The organism is Collinsella aerofaciens, assembly GCF_039836695.1.
GTDB lineage: Bacteria > Actinomycetota > Coriobacteriia > Coriobacteriales > Coriobacteriaceae > Collinsella > Collinsella aerofaciens_BD.
In genome coordinates this window covers 51,086-73,292 of the sequence record NZ_JBDPAC010000001.1, presented here as the reverse complement: position 1 = coordinate 73,292, position 22,207 = coordinate 51,086, and the positions used below count along the sequence as shown (strand labels likewise).

Here is a 22,207-nt window from a genome sequence, read left to right as displayed (position 1 = left end):
CTGGATTGGCTTTCCGGTTAGTGCGATTGGCGGATTGTACTGCGCTATTGCGAGTCCGGTGCGTAGGAGAAGTGCGGGGAAAATCGAAACTCGCCGAGCGCACACCGATTTTTGCCAACAAAACTGCAGGTCGCGGATGCTCAAAACAGGGGCCTGTTTGACAGATCTCGGTTTTTCACCGCACTTCTGGATTGGGTGCTCATTTAGCACTCTCGATGTCCCCACATCCCCTAAAAAAGTTCTTAAAACAGCCTTAAAGGCGTTCCAACTCGCGTTGACAGCGTAAAATACGCATGTTAGACTATGACAAATGTGGAATTAAGGGGAGGGGTGCGCCATGGAGGTGCTGGTTGTTGGCAACACCGCATATGTTGACGATGACTTTTGTGCCAAGGCGTTCCCCGGGGACCATGTGCAGGTCGTAGCCGCGCAGGACGCGTACCGCGACGAGTCGTCGCCCCATTCCTCGTGGAAAGAGCTTCTGCAACACCTGGATCAGGCCTACGAGTTCGACCGCATGGTCTACCTGTCTAATTACCTTACCCCGCATACCGATACCGTGGGCGATATCGAGCTGTTGCGCTCGGTCTTTCGTGCGTGCGCGGGTCGCCGGGTCCAACTGCTGTATGTAGCGGGGCCCGCGGGTGCCGAGGGTGCCACCGACGCCGCGGGGCGAACGGGCAAGGGCATTATCGCCCGCGCAGCCAACGACCTGTGCCGCTACTACGCTGCTCGCGAGGGCGTTCAGACCAAGATCCTGCGCGTGCCCTTCCTGTACACTGCCTCCGCCGCGCTGGAAGATCCGTTTTTGGTGCCGTTGTTCGACGCGTGCTCAACCGGATCGGTCGCTCTGCAGGGCGCGCAGGATGCGGCGTTTCCCCTGCTGTGTGCCGAGGAGCTTGCGGTGCTGGTACGCCGTATCTTCGATAGCTGGGATGGTAACTTTGAGACGCTCGACGTAGCCGATACCTTCCATCACACGGCGGGTGAGGTGGGCGACGCCCTCAGGGCGCTGTTCCCCGGCCTTGCCGTTGCCTATGGCGATTCTGCCGGCTACGCCCTGCCCGCCAGCGACGTCGCTCGCGTGCGCTATGGCTGGTTTCAGCGCTACGACTTGCTGCGCGATCTCTCGACCATTCAAGCTCGCTGGGGCGCTGGACGCATCAAAAAGATCAACCCGCTGCGTGCCGCCATCGACCGCATCCAAATGCGCACGCTGCCTATTAAATGCCTAGAGACGGGCGTTGCCTGGGTCCTGTTCGAGGTGCTGGAGCATCTGTTCTCCCAATCGGCCCAGCTCAACGTGCTCGATTATCGCCTGCTCTACGTGGTGCTGATCGGCACGCTGTATGGCTTGGACTTTGGCCTGGTTGCGGCGCTGCTGGCGTCGGTGGGTTTGGCCGCGAGCTACTTTACTCAGTACGGCTATACCTTCCAGGGCCTGTTCTACGAGCCGTCCAACTGGCTGCCGTTTATTGCGTACTTTGTGGTGGGTGCCGTGTGCGGCTATGTGCAGCTGCGCAACAGCGAAGCCATTAGGGCAGAGCGCGATCAAAACGAGCTCGTGCGCAACCGCAATACGTTCCTTACGCAGCTCTACCACGACGCGATCGAGGACAAGCGCGCGTACAGGCGCCAGATCGTGGGTCGCCACGACAGCTTTGGCAAGATCTTTGCCGTGACGCAGGAGCTCGACGTACTCAACCCACGCGACATCTATCGCAAGTGCTGCGAGCTTCTGGGCGAGATTCTCGAGAACGATTCGGTGGCGATCTACCATGTTTCGGGCGGGGCATTTGCACGCTTGGTGGCAGCAAGTCCCGCGATTGCCGAAGATGCCGCACGCTCGCTCACGCTTGAGCAGCTTGCACCTCTTTTGGGCGACGGGGGTCGTTCGAACCTGTGGGTGAACCGCGAGCTGACGCCGGGGCTTCCCATGTTTGGATACACGATCGAGCGCGACGGGGCACCCGCCGTGTTGATCTTTGTGCGTAGTGCGGCCGAAAACCAAATGACCCTCTATTATCAAAACCTGTTCCGCATCTTGTGCGGGCTGGTCGAAAGCGCGCTGGGCCGTGCCTTTGACTATGAGGCGGTGGCGCAGGATAAACGCTGCGTTGACGGCACTTGCGTGCTCAAGCAGGCGGCCTTTGGCCAAGAGCTCGCGGCGGAGCAGGCGCTGGCAGATAGCAAGATGGGGAGTTTTTTGCTCCTGCGCGTGGTACCGGGCATGGAGCCTGTCGGCGAGCTGGTGGGCGCAATTGGGTCGGCAATCCGCGAGAGCGACGCGGCGGGCTTGGTCGACGGCGACGTGCTCTACCTGCTTATGCGCCAGGCAAAGGCGTGCGATCTGCCCATTATCCGCGAGCGCCTGAGCGCAAAGCATATTGCGGTGGAGCCCGTCGACGGCGAGGACATCGTGGCGCTGCTGCAGCACATCGCTTACACCGGTGACGGTGAGGGGGGTGCCGCTTGATCTCGCTTGTCGTTGCTGCCGTCTTGCTGCTGATTCATGCGCTGGTTTGCCTGATGCTGTGGACGCTCATGAAGCTGGGCCTGCTGCCGGTGCGCGGGCACATGCTGGCTGTGATAGTGCTGGTGCCGCTGTGGGGCCCGTTGCTGGTGGTTCTGCTATCGGTCTGCAGCGCGGTGTTTGGCGAGGGGCTGAAAGAGTCTGCGCTGGAGTCGCTGCGCTTCAACGACGACCTGCATCGCAGCATCCTGGTGCACGACCGTGACACCGATGCGGGCGTGGTCCCGCTCGAGGAGGCGCTCATCGTCAACGACCCGGCATACCGGCGCCGCCTAATGCTCTCCATGCTCACCGAGGAGCCCGACGCGTACCTGGCGCAGCTGCAGGCGGCTAAGCTTAACGACGACGTTGAGGTGGCGCACTATGCCGCGACGGCGGTGGCGCAGATCTCCAAGGAGTCCGACCTTAAACTGCAGCAGCTGGAGCGTTCCTTTAAGACGGACCCGAGTGCGCAAAACCTCAACGAATACTGTGATTTTCTTGGTGAATACTTGGGCTCGGGCTTGGCCGAGGGGCGCGTGGCTCAGATTCAGCGCCAACAGTACGCGCGCCTGCTTGCGCGTCGCTGCGAGCGCGAGGATACCCTTGAGCTGCGCATTCGATACGCGACGGCGCTGGCCGATGTCGGACAGATCGACGAGGCGCAGGCCGTGACCGACCAGCTGGTGCTCGACGTGCCCGACGAGCAGGAGGTTTGGATGCTTTGCCTGCGGCTGGCCGTGATGCGCCGCGACGGTGACGAGGTTCACCGTGTGATCGATGCGATTGACAAGCAACATGTGTATTTGAGCGCCGACAACCGCGAAAAGTTGGCGTTTTGGCGCGACGGGGAGGAGGCCAGATGAGCGTGGTGCAACATATCCGCGACCGTGCGGGCCGCTTTCGTTGGATGGGACTCCTCGTGGTGTGGGCGGTCTTTATTGCCATGGCCGCCGTGCTGCTGGTGGAGCGTGCCGGCGTGCAGTACAGCGCTGGACAGCACAAGCTGGGGATGCTTGCTGCCAACGATGCGGTGCCGGCCTCCTCGGCAATCTTTGGCCAAAAGCCCACGTGCCTGGTCATTACCGACTCGGACCAAGATAGCGTCGACGACGTTAAAGACCAGTTCGACCAGATTTTGCTGGACATGAAGATCGCCCATCGCGATGTTGATATTGCCACCGACGGTGCGGACGCGATCCCATCGCTCACGTCGTTTGATCGCGTGATTGTGCTTATGCCCTCGCTTGACGGACTGGGTGCGCATCTGACCGATCTGATGAGTTGGGTGAGTGCGGGCGGCTCACTCATGCTGGGCATGACGCCAGATAACTCGAACTATCTGCAGGCCATTGCTTCCAAGCTTGGGATCGAATCGGCCGGATATGACTATGCGACAGCCGAAAGTATCGTTCCGAGCGAGGACTTTATGTTGGGCGGAGGAGAGCGCTACGAGTTCTCGGGTCCCTTCGATTCTTCGCTCTCGGTTTCATTGCGCGAGACGGCGCACGTGTGGGCTAAGACCGGCGACACGGGCACGCCGCTCATTTGGTCTAACGATTGCGGCAGTGGTCACACCGTGGTGTGCAACATTGGCATCTACGACAAGGTCATGCGTGGGTTCTATGCTTCGGCCATAAGCTTGCTGGGTGATGCCACGGCCTATCCAGTCATCAACAGCGCCGTGTTCTTTTTGGACGACTTTCCTAGTCCCGTGCCCTCGGGCGACGGCACCTACATCAAGCGCGACTACGGGCTTTCCATTGCCGACTTTTATACCAAGGTCTGGTGGCCCGATCTGCAAAAGCTTGCGCAAAAATACGGCATTCGCTATACCGGCGTGATGATCGAAAACTACGAGGACGCGGTCAACCAGACCGAGCCCGCGCGCCAAGCCGATACCACACAGTTCCGCTACTTTGGCGGCATGCTGCTGCAGATGGGCGGAGAGCTGGGCTTTCACGGCTACAACCATCAGCCTCTGGCACTCTGGGACACCGACTATGGCACGCTGTACGACTACAAGACGTGGAAGAACAAGGAGACGCTCGTCGCATCGCTCAACGAACTTATCGCGTTTCAGGACGAGGTCCTGCCCAATGCTCATGGCTCGGTTTACGTGCCGCCGTCGAATATCCTTTCGGCCCGCGCGCGCAAGCTTATCGGTACCGATGTTCCGCGCATTAAGACCATTGCCAGTACGTATTTTAAGGATGGCACCGACCTGCCGTACGTGCAGGAGTTTGGCGTGGCGAGCGATGGCATTGTGGAGCAGCCGCGCATTGTTTCGGGCGGCATGGTCGACGATTCCTATATGCGCCTGGCAGCCGTGTCCGAGCTCAGCATGCACTACGTGAGCACGCACTTTATGCACCCGGACGACCTTTTGGACCCCGATCGCGGAGCCAAGGAGGGCTGGGAGGTCTACAAGGGCGGCCTGGTCGACTACCTGGAGTGTCTTACCAAATCCGCGCCCGACCTGCGGCGCCAGACGGCGTCGGAGTGCTCCGGTGCCATCCAGCGCTTTTCGTCGGTTACGGTAAGCGTGGATACCAGCGCGGATGCCTGGACGCTCAGCCTGGGCAATTTCCACGACGAGGCGTGGCTCATGTTCCGCGCCAATAATGGCGAGCCGGGTGCGGTGACGGGTGGCGAACTGACGCACCTTACGGGCAATCTGTATCTGCTCAAGGCAAATGATAAGACCGTGACGATCGAGCGCAAGGAGGGTGGCGATAAATGAGAATCTGCTTGGTACTCGAGGGTTGCTACCCCTATGTGCACGGCGGCGTATCTACCTGGATGCATGGCTACATTACGGCCATGCCCGAGCACGAGTTTGTGCTGTGGGTGATCGGCGCGCATGCTGCCGACCGTGGCAAGTTTGTCTACGAGCTGCCCGGCAACGTGGTCGAGGTGCACGAGGTGTTCCTGGACGATGCCCTGCGGCTTTCGGGCGAGCAGCATGAAGCCAGTTTTAACGACCGCGAGCGCGAGGCGCTACGTCGTCTGGTGTCGCTCTCCAATCCGGACTGGGACGTGCTGTTCGATATCTTCCAGCGCCGTCGCGTGCACCCGCTCTCGTTTTTGCAGAGCCGCACGTTTATGGATATCTTTCGCGACATGTGCTTGGCCGAGTACCCCTACACGCCCTTTGCCGATGCGTTCCACACCATGCGCTCAATGCTACTGCCCGTGCTCTACCTGCTGGGCAGCAAGGTGCCGGTGGCCGATGTGTACCATGCCATCTCGACCGGCTACGGTGGCCTGCTCGCCTGCCTGGGCTCAAGCGTTCACCATGCGCCGGTGCTGCTGACCGAGCATGGCATCTATACCCGCGAGCGCGAGGAAGAGATCATTCGCGCCGATTGGGTGGTGCCGTCGTTTAAGGACCGCTGGATTCGCTTTTTCTACCTGCTTTCGGAGGAGATCTACCGCCGCGCCTTCCGCGTGACGAGTTTGTTCCATAATGCCCGCAAGACGCAGATTGATATGGGCTGCGATGCGGACAAATGCCTGGTCATCCCCAACGGCATCCAGTTCGATCGCTTTAAGGGCATTCCCTTAAAGCCCGATGACGGCTGGGTGGACATTGGCGCGGTGGTGCGCCTGGCGCCCATAAAGGATGTTAAGACCATGATTTATGCCTTCTTTGAGCTGCACGAGCGCCTGCCCAAGGTGCGCCTGCACATCATGGGCGGCGTGGACGACGAGGAGTACGGCGCCGAGTGCCACGCGCTGGTCGAAACCCTGGGCGTGCGCGACCTGATTTTTACCGGCCGCGTCAACGTGGTCGAGTACATGGAAAAGCTCGACTTTACCATTTTGACGAGTATCTCCGAGGGCCAGCCGCTCAGCGTGCTGGAGTCGCTTGCAGCGCGCCGTCCCTGCGTGACGACCGAGGTGGGCTGCTGCCGTGAGCTGCTCGAAGGCGCCCCGGGTGATGACTTTGGCGTGGCAGGTTTTGTGACGCCGCCTATGTATCGCAAGGGCTTGGCCGATGCCATGGAACGCATGTGTGCGAGCCGCGCCCGGCGTATCGAGATGGGTGAGCGCGGCCAGCGTCGCGTTGCCACGTACTTCTTGCACGAGCAGATGCTCGCCAACTATCGCGCGTTGTACGACGAGACGGCGCAAGCGTTTGACCTGCCCAGAGAGGGGGAGTAGCCGGTGGCCGGAATCGGTTTTGAGCTCAAGCGCCTGTTTAGGCGCAAGGGTCTGTTTGCCACGATGCGCGCCTATGGCTACGCCGGCATTGTGTGTACGGGCCCCATGCTGCTGGGCGTGCTGCTCCAGGTGGGTATCTTGGTGCTGTGCGGTCTGTGGGGTGTGGGCCGTGCCAACCAAGATCTGCTGGTGTGCATGGTGACCTATACGCTGCTGGCGTCGCTCACGCTCGCGAGTTTTTTCTCTATGCCGGTCACGCGCTTTTTGGCCGATATGCTTTTTGCCGAGCGCGAGGATGAGATCCTACCTTCGTTTTGGGGCTCCAACGCCATTATGCTCGTTGCGGGCACGGTGCTCTACGGCGTCTTTTTGCTGTTCTCGGGCGCCACGCTGCTGCAGGGGCTGCTGTGCCTGTGGCTGTTCAACATTATGATCGTCAACTGGAACGGCATGAGTTACCTCACGGCCATCAAGGATTACCGCGGTATCCTGTGCAGCTTTGCGGCTGCCATTGGCGTGGCGTGCCTGTGCGCCCTGGCCGCGCTGGCGCTGGGACTGCCGCCGGTCGAGGGGCTGTTGGCGTCAATTGCCCTGGGCTACGGCGTCATGCTCGTCTGGGACGTGGTACTGCTGTACCGGTATTTTCCGCAGAGTGACCGCAGTCCCTGGCCCTTTTTGCAGTGGCTCGATCAGTTTATGCCGCTGGCGCTCACGGGCCTGTTAACCAATCTGGGACTCTTTGCGCACCTGGTGATTATTTGGGCTGGTCCCATTGGCGTTCAGGTCAAGGGCTTGTTTTATGGTGCGCCCTACCACGATGTGCCGGCGCTCATCGCGTTTTTGACGATCCTGGTCACGTCCGTCAACTTTGTGGTCTCGGTCGAGGTCAACTTTTATCCGCGCTACCGCGACTACTACAGCCTGTTCAACGACGGTGGCGTGGTGGGCGACATTGTGGTGGCCGAGGAGGAAATGCTTGCCACGCTCAACCGAGAACTGCGTTTTTGTGCGCTCAAGCAACTGTTTGTGACGGCGGCGGTCATCTCGCTCGAGACCACGGTGCTGTCGGCCCTACCGTTGGGCTTTAACAACCTGATGCACGGGTATTTCCGCACGTTATGCGTGGGCTATGGCCTGTATGCCGTGGGCAACACGATCCTGCTGATCTTGCTGTACTTTACCGACTACAAGGGGGCCGTGCTGGCTTCGGGACTGTTTGCCGGTGTGGCCGGGCTGGCGACTGCCGTTTCTCTGCTCTTGCCGCAGCAGTTTTACGGCTTTGGCTTTTTGTTGGGTGCAGCGGTGTTTTTTATCGTGGCGCTGCTGCGGCTCGATACCTATACCGCCAACTTGCCGTATCGTATCCTGAGCCAGCAGCCCATTGTGGCTACTGACCAAACGGGCTGGTTTACCGAACTTGGCCGGGTGCTCGACCGTGTTGAGCAACGCTACGAGGACAAACGCGTGGGCGGTGAACCGCGCAGTGCGTTTGAACGTATGGTGGTTCGCCTGTACCAAAAACATTGGGGAGGTTCTGATGATCGATAAGTTGATGTCTCGCCGCTGCCTGATCGAGGTGGCTGCCGGCGCGCTGTTGCTTTCGGGCTGCTCGTCTCAGGACGAATCCTCGACTAAAAAGGTCAAAAAGCAGGACAAGATTAAAAAGGCCGAGGCCTCCGACCAGTCCAAGCACCTGCGCGATAAGGACGAGCTGTACGAGGTCTACGACGACTCGGGCATTGTGACCATGTACCTGACGGTCTCGCGCGGCAACAGCTCCGAGAACACCGACCACAGCTGGGCCGAGATCAATACGTACTCGGTGTATGACTATGCCGACATGGGTGTGACGCGCTATCAGGTTATGGGCCTGCTGCAGCCGGGCGACGAAGACGGCCCGGTGGCCGGCGAGGTTGGCTATGGCGAGGAAGCGCCCAATGCTACCGTGCAGGTGCGCGGCCAGACATCGAGCATGAACTCGCAAAAGAATTACAAGGTGGAGCTCAAAAAGGGCAAGGGTACCTGGCGCCAACAGCGCGCGATTGCGCTCAACAAGCACATGGGCGAGGGCATGCGTTTTCGCAACAAGATGGCCTACGATCTTATCCGCGGGATTCCCCAGATGATGGGCCTGCGCACGCAGTTTGTGCATCTGTGGGTGTGCGACCAGACCGAAAAGTCCAACGATACCTTTGAGGACTATGGCTTGTTTACACAGGTGGAGCAGCTTAACAAGACGGCGCTTAAGGCACATGGCCTGGATAAAAGCGGGCACCTGTACAAGGTGAACAGCTTCGATTTTCATCGCTACGAGGACACCATTAAGCTTGCCGATGATCCCGACTACAACCAGGCAAACTTTGAGGGCATGCTCGAGATTAAGGGCGATACGGACCACACCAAGCTCATCGAGATGCTCGATGCGCTCAACGACGAATCGCAAAAGATAGATAACGTGCTCGACACCTACTTTGATACCGAGAACCTGGTCTATTGGCTGGCGTTTCAGATCCTTACGGGCAACTGCGATACGCAGAACCGCAACTGTTATCTGTACAGCCCGCTCAACTCAAATACCTGGTACTTTTTGGATTGGGACAACGACGGCATGCTGCGCAAGCTGGAACTTTCTCTTACCGGGTTTTCGGACTACGCGAGCTGGGAGCGCGGCGCAAGCAACTACTGGGGCAACGTGCTGTTTAACCGCGCGTTGCGCAGCAAGGCGTTCCGCGGTGAGCTCGATCGCGCCGTCAAGGACCTGCGTACGTATTTGACCGAGACGCGCCTGACCAAGATGATCAAGCATTATCGCGAGGTTACCGAATCGCTAGTCTTTGCTTCGCCCGATATCGATAATCTGCCTGTCACCAAGGACCAATATGAGCAGATCGCCGCGGCGATTCCCTCCGAGATCGAGGAGAACTACAAGAGCTTTCGCGAGAGTTTTAAAAAGCCCATGCCTTTCTACATCGGCGTGCCGCAGATCGATAACGGCAAGCTGCGCATTAACTGGGATGCGTCCTACGATTTTGAGGCGCGCGACATTCGCTACACCGTTGAGCTTGCGCGCGACTATGCCATAAGCGACGTGGTCTTTAAGGCCGAGGATGTGCTGCTTCCCGAGGTGACCTGCGATGCGCCCGATACCGGCCAGTATTTTGTGCGCGTGCGTGCCACCAACTCCGACGGCTATACGCAAGATGCGTTTGACTACTATGTGACCGACGACGGCAAGCACTACGGCATGAAGTGTTTTTACGTGCAAGACGGCGGTAAGGTCGTGGAGGATACGTATGAGGAGGGCTAGCGCGCTGCTTGAGCGCCTGGCGGCACCGCCTGTGCGTGCCACGCAGAAGCGTTACCGCCACGAGCTCAAATATCTCATTAACGAGGGCGAGCACGCCGCGCTTGCCTGTCGCATGGCGCCTGTATTTAAGCTAGACAAACATGCGCGGGCGGGCGGTTACACCATTCGCAGCCTGTATTTTGACGACTACTGCAACTCGGCCTACGAGGAAAAAGACGCCGGCATTCTCATGCGCAAAAAGTATCGCGTACGCATCTATAACGGCAGCGACAAGGTGATTAAGCTCGAGCGCAAAAAGAAGTACGGTAGCTGGATCTATAAGGAGGACGCGCCGCTCACACGTGGCGAGTTTGAGCAGATTCTGGCTGGCGACTACGGCTTTTTGCTGAGGAGCCCTTATCCGCTCTGTCGCGAGTTCTACATCGAGTGCATCTGCAACATGATGCGCCCACGGACCATTGTGGACTACGAGCGCGAGCCGTGGGTGATGGACGAGGGCACCGTGCGCATTACGTTTGACATGAATGTGCGTGCCGCGGTGGGAAGCTTCGATATCTTTGACGTGACGCTGCCCGCGTTGCCGGTCCTGGAGCCCGGTAAGCTGGTGATGGAGGTCAAGTTTACGGAGTTTTGCCCGCAGCTGGTGCGCGATATGGTGCCGCCGGGCGCGGCCGAACTCACGGCGGTCTCTAAGTACTGCCTGTGTTATGACAAGACCGCCTACCTGCGCGGATTTAATTACTGGGAATCGGATTTTGGGAACCGAGGGGATATTTAGACCATGAGCACCAGGGACTTTTTTAAGAACTCCGTCTTGGAGGCGTTCGGTCAGGTCGACCCTGCCAAGATTGGCCTTTCGCTGCTCGTGGCGCTCGCCATGGGCATCCTGATCTATTACGTGTACAAGCGCTTTTTTACCGGCGTGGTGTATTCGCGTAGCTTTGCCGTGACGCTCGTGGGCATGTGCGTGCTCACCTGCATGGTCACGCTCGCGATCTCGACCAACGTGGTCATCTCGCTCGGTATGGTCGGTGCTCTGTCCATCGTCCGCTACCGTACGGCGGTCAAGGACCCGCTCGACCTGCTGTATCTGTTTTGGGCCATTACCACGGGCATTACGGCAGGCGCCGGCATGTATGCGCTCGTGGGGCTTACGGCAGTGGTGATCGTGGTGATGATCGCCGGCTTTGCGAGCCACCAGGACAAGGCGCGCGTGTACATGATGGTCATCCACTACACGGGCCAGACCACCGGCGACGATATCGTGCGCGCGTTTGGGCGCACCAAGTTCACCGTCAAGTCTAAGACGATGCGCGGCGACAAAGTCGAGATGGCCGTCGAGCTCTTCTCGGACGGCGTTGACATGCCCTATGCGGACGCTATTCGCGCGCTTGACGGCGTGGAGGACCTCACACTCATCCAGTACAACGGCGAATACCACGGCTAATTATGTTCCGGCGTTTTAACAAACGCCGGACCGCTCGACGCTGCGCGGGCATCTGCCGGGCGATCTGCCGCTCAAACCGTCGCTCGCGTACATAAAGTACGCTTCGCTCCTCTTTCGCGGCACCTCGCCACGGCAGTTGCCCGCTCGCTGACGTTTGCTCGACCTGGGTGGGCCGATTTTGTTCGGATGCCGTCTTCACGGGTATTATGGTGAAAGCGATTTCAATGACAGGGGTGCTCGTGGTAAAGATGAAAGATGTGGCCGAGTTGGCCGGCGTTTCGAGCGCCGCCGTCTCGCGCTACCTCAACGGCGGATATATCTCGGCGGACAAGGCCCAGCGCATTAAGCAGGCGATTGAACTGACCGGATACGTGCGGTCCAGTCAGGCTCGCGCGCTGCGCACCGGCTCCACCAAGCTCATCGGCGTCATCGTGCCTAAGATCAACTCGGAATCCGTGAGCCGCATTACCGCCGGCATTGGCCAGGTGCTCGGTCGCCGTGGCTACCAGATGCTGCTTGCCAATACCGATAATGCGGCCGATCGCGAGCTCGAATACCTCGATTTATTCCAAAACCATCCGGTTGACGGCATTGTGCTGGTGGCAACCATGATCACCGACGAGCACCGTCGCGCGATTGACTCGTGCCGTGTGCCCATTGTGCTGATCGGTCAACATGTCGAGGGCGCGGCGTGCGTGTATCACGACGATTACGAGGCCGCTTTTGAGCTGGGCCATGCGCTTGCGGGTCGCGTGGACGGCAAGATCGCTTACATTGGGGTTACCGAGGAGGACCGCGCGGCTGGTTATGACCGCCGTCGCGGTTTTGAGGCCGGCTTGCGCGCCGCGGGTAACCCGCTCGATGCCGCCTTGATTCGTCTGGGCTCGTTTACGCTCGACTCGGGCTATGGTGCGGCGCGTGAACTGCTTTCTGCCGCTCCCGATGTTTCGTTTATCGCGTGCGCGACCGATACCATGGCGGCGGGCGCGCTTCGTGCCATCGATGAGGTTCGCGGCATGGGCGAGGGTATACACCGCGTGAGTGGTTTTGGCGACAACGCGTTTTTGCGCGCGCTGACGGGCGGCATTCCCACCGTGCATTATGGCTACCTGACCAGTGGCGTCGAGGCGACCAATATGTTGCTCAACACGCTCGATGGCGTGGAGGGGGAGAGCGGTCTAAAGACGCTCAAACTCGGCCATCAGCTTGTGAATGTCTAGGCCTTGGACGTCTGCCTGCCTCTGAGTCGTCTGTTTTTGCCTTAAAACTACCATTCGCCGGCCTATTCCTACCGTTCACCCTAAAGTGAAAACGATTACAGACATATGAAACTGAAATCGTTTACAGTGTAAGTATCAAAGATGGCCGGGTGTACATGCGCCCGTTGGAGGAAAGGGAAGTCATGGACTACCGTAAATCAGCCCAAGAGGTGCTCGACAACGTCGGAGGCGCCGGCAACGTTGTTTCGGCCGCACACTGCGCCACGCGTCTGCGCCTGGTGATTGCCGATAACGCCAAGGTCGACACGGAGGCCCTCGAGAATATCGACGGCGCCAAGGGCGTCTTTGAGGCCCAAGGCCAGCTCCAGATTATTTTTGGCACTGGCACCGTCAACAAGGTCTACGACGAGTTCATTGCGGTCAGCGGCGTCGAGGCTGCCACCAAGGCCGAGGTCAAGGAGGCCGCGGCGCAGCAGCAGAACATCTTTATGCGTGCCATTAAGGTGCTCGGCGACGTCTTTGTCCCCATCATCCCCGCCATCGTGGCTTCGGGCTTGCTGCTGGGCATTATGAGCGCCCTCAACTTTATGGCCTCCAACGGCTTTATCGCGCTCGACACCAATAACTTTATCTACAAGATCGCCGACCTGGTCTCGGGCACGTCCTTCGGCATTCTGCAGATCCTGATCGGCTACTCCGCCGCAAAGGCCTTTGGCGCCAACCCGTATCTGGGTGCCGTCGTCGGCGGTGCGTTCATCAACTCCTCGCTGCAGAGCGCCTACACGGTTGCCTCCGAGGGCGTGCAGACCATGGTCACCGTCATTCCCGGCGTGTACAGCTTTGAGTGGGTCGGCTATCAGGGGCATGTGATCCCCATCGTTATCGCCTGCGCCATTCTCGCCTTCCTCGAGAAGCGTCTGCACAAGATCGTTCCCGAGATGTTTGACCTCTTTGTGACCCCGCTCGTCTCGGTGTTCGTGACCGTGCTCGTGACGCTCGTTGCCGTCGGCCCCATCTTTGTCTGGGCCGAGAACGCCATCCTCGGTCTGATCCAGGCCCTGCTGACCCTGCCCTTCGGCATCGGTTCCTTTATCGTCGGCCTGTTCTATGCCCCCACGGTCGTTACCGGTATCCACCAGATGTACACCGCCATCGACCTGGGCCAGCTCGCCCAGTACGGCGTGACCTATTGGCTGCCCATCGCCAGCGCCGCCAACATCGCTCAGGGTGGTGCCGCGCTCGCCGTTGCCTTTAAGACCCGCGATGCCAAGATCAAGGGACTGGCGCTTCCTTCGGCCCTGTCCGCCTTCATGGGCATTACCGAGCCTGCCATCTTTGGTGTGAACCTGCGCTTCTTTAAGCCCTTCATCGCCGGCTGCATCGGCGGCGGTTGCGGTGCCCTGGTCTGCGCGCTCACTTCGCTGGCTGCCTCCGGCACGGGCGTTACCGGTATCTTCGGTATCCTGCTGTGCCTGGCCCAGCCCGTGCAGTACGCGATCATGTTTGCGGTCGCCGCGCTGGTTTCCTTTGCTATCTCGTTTGTCCTGTACAAGGACGAGCCCAAGGCTTCCGAGCAGGCCTAAGAGCTTTTGATTGAGGGGATGCCCGCGGGTCGTATGCTCGCGGGCGTTTCTCGTATCTGGTGCCGATCTCTGGTGCCTTGTTGCTTTCGATCCGTTAGGACTTTGATATGTCTAATGCACTTGGTCGCGACCTTGCAAAGCTGGTCGCCGCTGTTGACGCCGCCGCCTCTGAGTGCGGCCATGGCGCGTATGGCCAGCGCTTCCATATAATGCCGCCGGCGGGCTGGCTCAACGACCCCAACGGTCTTTGCCAGGCAGGCGGCGTGTTCCATGCCTATTTTCAGTATGCGCCGTTTGATGTCGAGGGTGGCGTTAAGGCCTGGGGCCATGCGACGAGCCGCGACCTTATGACGTGGGACTATGTTGGCGCTCCGTTGCTGCCCGACGAGCCGTTCGATTGCCACGGTGTGTATTCGGGCTCCGCGCTTGCCGAGGACGGTCGCATTCGCGTGCTCTATACGGGCAACGTTAAGCTTCCCGATGCGGACGGCACGTACGACTACGTCAATACCGGCCGCCGCGCCGATACTGTTTATGTCGAGAGCGTTGATGGCCTTGCCGGTCGGGAGTTCAGCCAAAAGCGCGTGGTGCTGGCGTCCGAGGATTATCCCGAGGATTTGACCTGCCACGTGCGTGACCCCAAGGTGTGGCGCGATGATGATGGGCGTTACCACATGGTGCTGGGCGCGCGTCGTCGCGTGGACGGTCCGCATGTCGATAGTCGATTTTGCGCCATGCACGGCGAGGGTGCCGGGCGCGATGTGGGTGAGATCCTGGTGTATGGCTCGGCCGATATGCTGAGTTGGGAGCTCGAGAGCCGTGTGTCTACGCCCGAGCGCTTTGGCTTTATGTGGGAGTGCCCGGGATACCTTGAGCTTGAGGCGGATGGCGGTGTACCGGCGAAGTGGCTGTCCTTCTCGCCCCAGGGCCTCAAGGGCGGTCGTTGGGACCGCGGCAATGTATATGCAGCGGGCTACATGCCTGTAACGGGCGACATTACGGGCGGCAATGACGCTTATGAGCTGGGCGAGTTCCGCCTGTGGGACGCCGGTTTTGACTTCTATGCTCCGCAGGAGTTCACGGCCGAGGACGGTCGCCATATTCTAATCGGCTGGATGGGCATGCCCGATGAGCCGACCTATGGCAACGACCCCACCGTGGCGTGCGGCTGGCAGCACTGCATGACGGTGCCGCGTGAGCTTACAGCCGGTGCTGGCGGCGTGGTACTGCAGCAGCCGGCGCGCGAGATCGAGCGCCATTATGCCTCGGTGCGTGTGGGGGAGGGCTCGTTGGAGGTTGCCGGCGATACCTGTTTTGACGTTGTTGTTGACGGTGTCGACGGCGCGTTTACCGCGACCGTTGATGGCGAGCTAAAGCTGGTGCTTGTTCCCGCCGAGGGCGAACTGCCCTCGCGCTTTGAGATGCGATTTACCGATGAGAGTCGCGCTTCTGCCGGCTGCGGTCGTACCGTGCGTTGGGAGTCCGTCGACGAGGTTAGTAACGTGCGCATTGTTGGCGATGTTTCCTCGGTCGAGGTGTTTGTGAACGATGGTGCGCTCGTGTTCTCGACGCGCATCTATCCCGAGGCCTATGGCGTGACCGTTGACGCTCCGGGCGCGAATGTGACCTACCACGCGCTCAACATCTAAGCGATTCGTCGCATATCGGCGCTATACTGCAGCCGTAGCCCACGATGCGGGAAACATCCGCATCGTGGGTTTTTGTTATGGAGGGAAGGTGCCGTATGGGCGTACAGCAGCTAGAAGAGGCCTGGGCTTTGAGGGCCAGCGCGCGTGAGGCGCGGTTGCTTGCGGCGTCGCATGTGCCGGCAGCGCTGTCGTTGCTGGGGATTGTACGGCCCGGCGATCGTCTGGTGGCCTTTGCGGATGACTTTGCCGATGCGTTTGCGAGCGGCTTTGATGACTGCGATGTTGTGCTCGTGGGCTCGCCGTCCGCCGAGGCGTTTGCCGCCGCATCCGAGGGCTTTGATGCTGCGTTTGATGCCGAGGGTCCGCACCTGTGGTGGTTCGTCAACTCCATCGGCGGGTTTGGTCTGCGTGTGCCCGATCTGCGTGCGCTGGGTCGGGCGGCGCGTGAGGCCCATGCGCTGCTGGTTGTTGACAACACCGTGGCGTCGGCTTTTGGCTGCGATCCGCTGCGGCTGGGTGCTGCGCTGTCGTTCGAAGCGCTTGACCGTGTGTGCGCCGGTGAGGCTCCACGCAAGCTCGTTGCTGCTTCGGTGGCGCGCTCGCAGCTCAAGCGCCATCGTGTGGATGCCGCTGCCGAGTGCGCGCACGTATTGTTTGCAGGCTGCGGTGCGTCGGCGCTCGACCTTTCTGCCGAGGAGACCGACGTGCTGGAGCGTGGGCTTTCCTCGCTCGACGCCCGCATGCAGGCACACTTCGATCGCGCGCGTGCACTGGCCGAGTATCTGGCCGCCAACGAGATGGTGTGCAACGTGTGCTATCCCGGACTGAGCTCGCATCCCGACCATTCGGTTTCAACGGGAATCCTCGAGCACGGCTTTGGTCCGGCAGTTGAATTTGACCTTATCGAGCGTAGCGCGGATGATCTGTTCGACGCTTTGCCCGACGAGTTCCGCATATCGCCCGCCGGCGGCGCAACGACGCGCCTTTCGGCCCCACGCGGCAAGCAGGGGAGCACCGTCCGCCTCTTCGCCGGCACCGACAATCCCTTGATAGTTGCGGCCACCCTGGACAACGCCCTCCGTAAGTAGCTACTTTTTGGTGATGCTGGCGATGAGGTCGTTGGCCTTTGCGGCAATTACTTGGTTGATGTCGGCCTGCAGCTCCTCGTAGACCGCTATGGCTCGCTCGCCGGCGGGGGTGAGGCTGGACCCGCGGGCGCCGTCGCGCTCGATGAGCTTGCAGCCCAGCTGTCCTTCGGCCTCGTTCACAATGCGCCAGGCTTTGGAGTATGCCATGCCCATGCTCTTGGCGGCGCGGTTGAGCGAGTGCTCGCGGGCGATGCCCTGCAGCAGCAAGACGCAGCCGTGGCCGAACACGCCCGGCAGATCCTTGTCGCACGCTTGAATGACCAACTTTGCCGTCGTCTTGTACTCCATGTGCTCCACGTCTCCCCGCTAAAGTGTTTGCTGGGCAAACGCAAAGCCTGCGTCAAACCCTCGTGTGCTCTTCTTAAATCATGCATTGTAGCAGTCAAAGTGCGTTAAGATACTTCCCCAGTATTGGGCGCCCAAGGTTGGGCTGGGTCCTACGAGGCCTGCAGCCGACCGGTCGCATGGAAAAAGGAGAAACATGGCTACGTTCTTTCCCGGTGAGTCCCACACGTTTTCGGAGTATCTGCTGGTCCCTGGTTACTCGTCCTCGCAGTGCATCCCCAACAACGTCTCTCTTAAGACGCCGCTAACCCGCTTTAAGCGCGGTGAGAAGCCGGCAATCACCTTGAACATCCCCATGGTTTCCGCCATCATGCAGTCCGTCTCGGGCGTCGACATGGGTGTCGCGCTCGCTACCGAGGGCGGCCTGTCCTTCATTTACGGTTCCCAGAGCGCCGAGTCCGAGGCCGCCATGGTCAAGGCCGTCAAGGATCACAAGGCCGGTTTCGTTCAGTCCGATTCCACGCTGACCCCTGACATGACCATGGAGCAGGTCATCGAGCTCAAGGAGAAGACCGGCCACTCCACCATGCCGGTCACCGACGACGGCACTCCCAAGGGTAAGCTCCTGGGCATCGTCACCAGCCGTGACTATCGCCCCAGCCGCGATGACCACCAGACGAAGGTCTCCGAGTTCATGACCCCGCGTGAGCAGCTCATCGTGGGCGACAAGAACATCAGCCTTAAGGTTGCCAACGACGTCATCTGGGACAATAAGCTCAACGCCCTGCCCATCGTCGACGACTACGATCACCTCATGGGCATCGTCTTCCGCAAGGACTACGACAGCCACAAGACCAACCCCAACGAGCTGCTCGACGGCGACAAGCGCTACATGGTCGGTGCCGGTATCAACACCCGCGACTATGCCGAGCGCGTGCCCCTGCTCATCGAGGCCGGTGCCGATGTCCTGTGCATCGACTCTTCCGAGGGCTTCAGCGAGTGGCAGAAGCGCACCATCGAGTGGATCCGCGCCAACTACGGCGAGGACGTCAAGGTCGGTGCCGGCAACGTCGTCGACGCCGAGGGCTTCCGCTTCCTGGCCGACTGCGGTGCCGACTTCATCAAGGTTGGTATCGGCGGCGGCTCCATCTGCATCACCCGTGAGACCAAGGGCATCGGCCGTGGTCAGGCCACCGCGCTGATCGACGTCTGCCGCGCTCGCGACGAGTACTACGAGGAGACCGGCGTCTACGTGCCCGTGTGCTCCGATGGCGGCATCGTCTACGATTACCACATGACGCTCGCCCTTGCCATGGGTGCAGACTTTATGATGCTGGGCCGTTACTTCGCCCGCTTTGACGAGAGCCCGACCGAGCGCGTCAACGTGAACGGTCAGTACATGAAGGAGTACTGGGGCGAGGGTTCTGCGCGTGCTCGCAACTGGCAGCGCTACGACCTGGGCGGCGCCGCGAAGCTTAGCTTCGTCGAGGGCGTCGACTCCTACGTTCCCTACGCCGGTTCCCTCAAGGACGGCGTGGGCGGCACGCTCTATAAGGTCAAGTCCACGATGTGCAACTGCGGTGCCCTCTCGATCCCCGAGCTCCAGGAAAAGGCACGCCTGACCCTGGTGAGCTCGACCTCAATCGTTGAAGGCGGCGCCCACGACGTAGTCGTCAAGGATTCCCAGCAGAGCGTCAGCTACCGCTAAGCGGCTTTCCCAAGCACCGCACCTTGCCGTTCAAACCGTCGCTCGCGTACCAAAGTACGCGTCGCTCTTCTTTCACAGCAATCTGCGGCACTTGGAAAGCCCGACCATGCTTGGGCGGGTGACAATTTGTGGTTGATTCAAAACCACGTTATTTAGATAAAGCGAGATGCCCGCAAGTCGCAGGCATCTCGCTTGTCGTATTTGCTATCATCAGTCAAGTTAACCTTAGGGTCGGTCGGCTTAGCTTTGTTCGCTACAAGTTCCGCACGCAAAGAAGAGCACTAAATGTGCTCTTCGTCTTGCGCAGGACTGTCCTCAGTAGCGAATAAAGCTAAGCCGACCGACCCCAGCTAAGATTAAAGGAGCTGATATGTGCGATTGCACAGATCATAAGGACGAGATTCCTGCCTACGACGCGCAGGCCATTGAGTCCAGGTGGATGAAGGCCTGGGAGGACTCCAACCTCTTTGCCGTTGACACCGACGACAGCAAGCCCAAGAAGTACGTGCTCGAGATGTTCCCGTATCCGTCGGGCGACCTGCACATGGGCCACGCGCGCAACTATACCATCGGCGATGCCATGGCCCGTCAGGCCCGCATGCGCGGCTACGACGTGCTGCATCCCATCGGCTTTGACGCCTTTGGCCTTCCTGCCGAGAACGCCGCTATCAAGCACAACACACAGGCTGCCGCCTGGACGTATAAGAACATGGACCAGGCGCTCGCCACGATGAAGCGCATGGGCTTCTCCTACGATCTGGATCGCATGGTCAAGACCTGCAGCCCCGACTACTACCGCTGGGGCCAGTGGATCTTTGAGAAGATGTGGGAAAAGGGCCTGGTCTACCGTAAGAAGAACCCGGTCAACTGGTGCCCCACCTGCAAGACCGTTCTGGCCAACGAGCAGGTTACCGAGGGCAAGTGCTGGCGCTGCGGCACCGAGCCCGAGAAGCGCGACCTGGAGCAGTGGTACTACAAGATTACCGAGTACTCTCAGGAGCTGCTCGACGACCTGGAGAAGCTCCCCGGCTGGCCCGAGCGCGTCAAGCAGATGCAGGCCAACTGGATCGGTCGCTCCGAGGGCGCCGAGGTCGACTTTACCCTGTGCGACCAGGATGGCGAGCCCATCGAGGGCGATGAGGGCAAGATCACCGTCTTTACCACGCGTGCCGATACGCTCTTTGGCGTTTCCTTCTTTGTCCTGGCTCCCGAGTACGCCCGTCTACACGAGCTCGTCGAGGGCACGGAGTACGAGGAGGCCGTGACCAAGATCGTCGAGGACTCCAAGCATATCTCTGCCGTCGAGCGTGCCCAGGGCACCATCGAGAAGCACGGCGCTTTTACCGGCCGCTACGTGGTGAACCCCGTGAACGGCGAGAAGGTCCCCGTGTGGGTTGCCGATTATGTCGTTGCCGACTACGGTACCGGTGCCGTCATGGCCGTTCCCTGTGGCGACCAGCGCGACTTTGAGTTCGCCCGTAAGTACGACCTGCCGATCGTGCCGATCATCCTGGACGATGACGATCGCGCTGCCGTCGAGGCCAGCGGTGAGACCATCGATACCTTCCATGCCGAGACCGTCGACTGGGATTGCGCTCACGCTGCCGAGGGCACGCTCGTCCAGTCCGGCAAGTACACCGGCATGCGCGGCGGCAAGCACTCCGAGGGCGAGGCTGCGATCGTGGCCGACCTCGAGGCCATGGGCTGTGGTCGTCGCAAGGTCGAGTTCCGTCTGCGCGACTGGCTCATTTCCCGCCAGCGCTATTGGGGCAACCCCATCCCGGCCATCCACTGCGAGCACTGCGGCATCGTGCCCGTGCCCGAGGATCAGCTGCCGGTGACGCTGCCCGAGAACCTGGACCTGGGCGCCGGCGAAACCCTTGCCGAGTGCAAGGACTTCTACGAGACCACCTGCCCGGTCTGCGGTCGCCCGGCCAAGCGCGAGACCGATACCATGGACACCTTTACCTGCTCCAGCTGGTATTACCTGCGCTATACCGACCCGCACAACACCGAGCTGCCCTTCTCCCGCGAGGCCGCCGACCGTTGGATGCCCGTCGATAACTACATCGGCGGCATCGAGCACGCCATTCTGCACCTGCTCTACAGCCGCTTCTTTACCAAGGCACTTCGCGACTTGGGCCTGCTGAGCGTGGACGAGCCCTTCACTAACCTACTGTGCCAGGGCATGGTCAAGGACGAGAACGGCGACACCATGTCCAAGTCCAAGGGCAATGTCGTGCCCCCGAGCTCGGTCATCGAACCTTACGGCGCCGACACCATGCGTTTGGCGATCCTGTTTATCGCCCCGCCCGAGAAGGACTTCGACTGGGATCCCAAGGCCGTCGAGGGCGCCAACCGCTTCATCAAGCGCGCCTGGCGTATCGTTTGGCAGCTCGTCCAGTCTGGCGACGCCAACGTGGCCTTCGACAAGTCCGCGCTCGACGAGTTTGCGATGAAGCTCTATCGCGAGCGTCACCGCACCATCGCCAAGTGCACCGAGGACTTCGATCGCGGCCAGTTCAACACCGCGATCTCGGCCGTCATGGAGCTCGTCAACGCGGCGAGCGCCTATCTCAACGCCACCGAGGGTACCGCCCGCGACAAGGCGCTGTGCTACGGCGTGGCTAAGGATATCGTGAGCGTCCTTGCCCCCATCTGCCCGTTCTGGGCCGACGAGCTGTGGCACGAGGCCCTCGGCTGCGAGGGCAACGCCTACACCGCCGCCTGGCCCGAGTTCGACCTGGCCGAGTCCGTTGAGGACACGGTGCAGATCGTCGTCCAGGTGCTCGGCAAGGTCCGCGGCCGCGTCGACGTTGCCCGCGATGCCTCCAATGAGGATATGCAGGCTGCCGCCGAGGCCGCCGTCGCCAAGTGGCTCGAGGGCAAGACGGTTGTCAAGGCCATCTGCGTGCCCGGCAAGCTGGTCAACCTGGTGGTCAAGTAAGCACTGCGCGCATAGCTGACATGCAATAAACGAGGGACGGTCCGTGTGGGCCGTCCCTCGTTTTGCATGTACCTGCCTAGGTGTCTTCGGTCAATTGTCCTATTCTTGTGGAGAAGCTGTGCGCACGCTGACCTGCAGATTCGTACTGTGCTTGCACGTTTCCGCAGCTATTGGTATAGTTTGCTTGCAAATGAAGTTGTAATTGAAAGAAGTGGGGTTTCGGCCCCGCTTCTT

The 22,207-nt window shown here is 60.3% G+C and carries 15 protein-coding genes; 14 read left to right on the top strand and 1 reads right to left on the bottom strand.

Translation table 11 applies throughout. The features are described from left to right. The first annotated feature begins 337 nt into the window (after positions 1-337). The 12 genes from ABG996_RS00305 to ABG996_RS00250 all read left to right on the top strand — a co-directional run bounded on the left by ABG996_RS00305 (position 338) and on the right by ABG996_RS00250 (position 16,973). On the top strand, positions 338-2,476 hold the full coding sequence (locus ABG996_RS00305; RefSeq protein ID WP_347483840.1) for a DUF4118 domain-containing protein: 2,139 nt from the start codon (positions 338-340) through the stop codon (positions 2,474-2,476). Then, positions 2,473-3,378, top strand: a complete 906-nt coding sequence (locus ABG996_RS00300; protein ID WP_347479348.1) for a tetratricopeptide repeat protein — start codon at positions 2,473-2,475, stop codon at positions 3,376-3,378. The genes ABG996_RS00305 and ABG996_RS00300 overlap by 4 nt, the downstream gene beginning before the upstream one ends. Next, positions 3,375-5,255, top strand: a complete 1,881-nt coding sequence (locus ABG996_RS00295) for a DUF2194 domain-containing protein (RefSeq protein ID WP_347479350.1) — start codon at positions 3,375-3,377, stop codon at positions 5,253-5,255. The genes ABG996_RS00300 and ABG996_RS00295 overlap by 4 nt, the downstream gene beginning before the upstream one ends. Beyond that, positions 5,252-6,679, top strand: a complete 1,428-nt coding sequence (gene pelF / locus ABG996_RS00290; protein WP_347479351.1) for a GT4 family glycosyltransferase PelF — start codon at positions 5,252-5,254, stop codon at positions 6,677-6,679. The genes ABG996_RS00295 and pelF overlap by 4 nt, the downstream gene beginning before the upstream one ends. A 3-nt stretch (positions 6,680-6,682) precedes the next feature. Beyond that, a complete protein-coding gene (gene pelG / locus ABG996_RS00285; RefSeq protein WP_347479353.1) occupies positions 6,683-8,227 on the top strand; it encodes an exopolysaccharide Pel transporter PelG in 1,545 nt (514 codons plus the stop codon). Further along, on the top strand, positions 8,217-9,986 hold the full coding sequence (locus tag ABG996_RS00280) for a CotH kinase family protein (protein ID WP_347479355.1): 1,770 nt from the start codon (positions 8,217-8,219) through the stop codon (positions 9,984-9,986). Before pelG ends, ABG996_RS00280 begins: the two co-directional genes overlap by 11 nt. Beyond that, entirely contained in the window at positions 9,973-10,764 is a 792-nt protein-coding gene (locus ABG996_RS00275) for a polyphosphate polymerase domain-containing protein (RefSeq protein WP_347479357.1), read from the top strand. The genes ABG996_RS00280 and ABG996_RS00275 overlap by 14 nt, the downstream gene beginning before the upstream one ends. A 3-nt stretch (positions 10,765-10,767) precedes the next feature. Further along, a complete protein-coding gene (locus ABG996_RS00270; protein ID WP_117745996.1) occupies positions 10,768-11,433 on the top strand; it encodes a DUF4956 domain-containing protein in 666 nt (221 codons plus the stop codon). Positions 11,434-11,681: 248 nt separating this feature from the next. Next, a complete protein-coding gene (locus ABG996_RS00265) occupies positions 11,682-12,653 on the top strand; it encodes a LacI family DNA-binding transcriptional regulator (RefSeq protein WP_347479376.1) in 972 nt (323 codons plus the stop codon). Positions 12,654-12,835: 182 nt separating this feature from the next. After that, positions 12,836-14,236, top strand: coding sequence for a PTS transporter subunit EIIC (locus tag ABG996_RS00260; RefSeq protein ID WP_347479359.1), 1,401 nt, complete (start codon positions 12,836-12,838; stop codon positions 14,234-14,236). 107 nt (positions 14,237-14,343) lie between these two features. Next, positions 14,344-15,885 carry a glycoside hydrolase family 32 protein gene (locus tag ABG996_RS00255; protein WP_343001445.1) on the top strand — a complete coding sequence of 514 codons (1,542 nt, stop codon included), beginning with the start codon at positions 14,344-14,346 and terminating at the stop codon, positions 15,883-15,885. A gap of 95 nt (positions 15,886-15,980) precedes the next feature. Next, a complete protein-coding gene (locus ABG996_RS00250) occupies positions 15,981-16,973 on the top strand; it encodes a PLP-dependent transferase (protein ID WP_347479360.1) in 993 nt (330 codons plus the stop codon). On the opposite strand, the gene ABG996_RS00245 is transcribed toward ABG996_RS00250, so the two are convergent. Then, positions 16,974-17,321, bottom strand: a complete 348-nt coding sequence (locus ABG996_RS00245) for a winged helix-turn-helix domain-containing protein (RefSeq protein ID WP_271748275.1) — start codon at positions 17,319-17,321, stop codon at positions 16,974-16,976. Between the two features lie 193 nt (positions 17,322-17,514). Between ABG996_RS00245 and ABG996_RS00240 the strand changes: the two genes are divergently transcribed. Both ABG996_RS00240 and leuS read left to right on the top strand, forming a co-directional pair. Continuing rightward, on the top strand, positions 17,515-19,026 hold the full coding sequence (locus ABG996_RS00240; protein ID WP_035138103.1) for an IMP dehydrogenase: 1,512 nt from the start codon (positions 17,515-17,517) through the stop codon (positions 19,024-19,026). A 370-nt stretch (positions 19,027-19,396) separates the two neighbouring features. Next, positions 19,397-21,973 carry a leucine--tRNA ligase gene (gene leuS / locus ABG996_RS00235; RefSeq protein ID WP_347479363.1) on the top strand — a complete coding sequence of 859 codons (2,577 nt, stop codon included), beginning with the start codon at positions 19,397-19,399 and terminating at the stop codon, positions 21,971-21,973. Positions 21,974-22,207: the final 234 nt, after the last annotated feature.

What these genes read in the sequence shown, in the direction of transcription:
- pelF (WP_347479351.1), top strand. Translation starts at nt 5,252, where the DNA reads ATGAGAATCTGCTTGGTACTCGAGGGTTGCTACCCCTATGTGCACGGC.
- ABG996_RS00280 (WP_347479355.1), top strand. Translation starts at nt 8,217, where the DNA reads ATGATCGATAAGTTGATGTCTCGCCGCTGCCTGATCGAGGTGGCTGCC.
- ABG996_RS00240 (WP_035138103.1), top strand. Translation starts at nt 17,515, where the DNA reads ATGGCTACGTTCTTTCCCGGTGAGTCCCACACGTTTTCGGAGTATCTG.
- leuS (WP_347479363.1), top strand. Translation starts at nt 19,397, where the DNA reads ATGTGCGATTGCACAGATCATAAGGACGAGATTCCTGCCTACGACGCG.
- ABG996_RS00295 (WP_347479350.1), top strand. Translation starts at nt 3,375, where the DNA reads ATGAGCGTGGTGCAACATATCCGCGACCGTGCGGGCCGCTTTCGTTGG.
- ABG996_RS00255 (WP_343001445.1), top strand. Translation starts at nt 14,344, where the DNA reads ATGTCTAATGCACTTGGTCGCGACCTTGCAAAGCTGGTCGCCGCTGTT.
- ABG996_RS00305 (WP_347483840.1), top strand. Translation starts at nt 338, where the DNA reads ATGGAGGTGCTGGTTGTTGGCAACACCGCATATGTTGACGATGACTTT.
- ABG996_RS00245 (WP_271748275.1), bottom strand. Translation starts at nt 17,321, where the DNA reads ATGGAGTACAAGACGACGGCAAAGTTGGTCATTCAAGCGTGCGACAAG.
- ABG996_RS00270 (WP_117745996.1), top strand. Translation starts at nt 10,768, where the DNA reads ATGAGCACCAGGGACTTTTTTAAGAACTCCGTCTTGGAGGCGTTCGGT.
- ABG996_RS00260 (WP_347479359.1), top strand. Translation starts at nt 12,836, where the DNA reads ATGGACTACCGTAAATCAGCCCAAGAGGTGCTCGACAACGTCGGAGGC.
- ABG996_RS00250 (WP_347479360.1), top strand. Translation starts at nt 15,981, where the DNA reads ATGGGCGTACAGCAGCTAGAAGAGGCCTGGGCTTTGAGGGCCAGCGCG.
- ABG996_RS00265 (WP_347479376.1), top strand. Translation starts at nt 11,682, where the DNA reads ATGAAAGATGTGGCCGAGTTGGCCGGCGTTTCGAGCGCCGCCGTCTCG.
- ABG996_RS00275 (WP_347479357.1), top strand. Translation starts at nt 9,973, where the DNA reads ATGAGGAGGGCTAGCGCGCTGCTTGAGCGCCTGGCGGCACCGCCTGTG.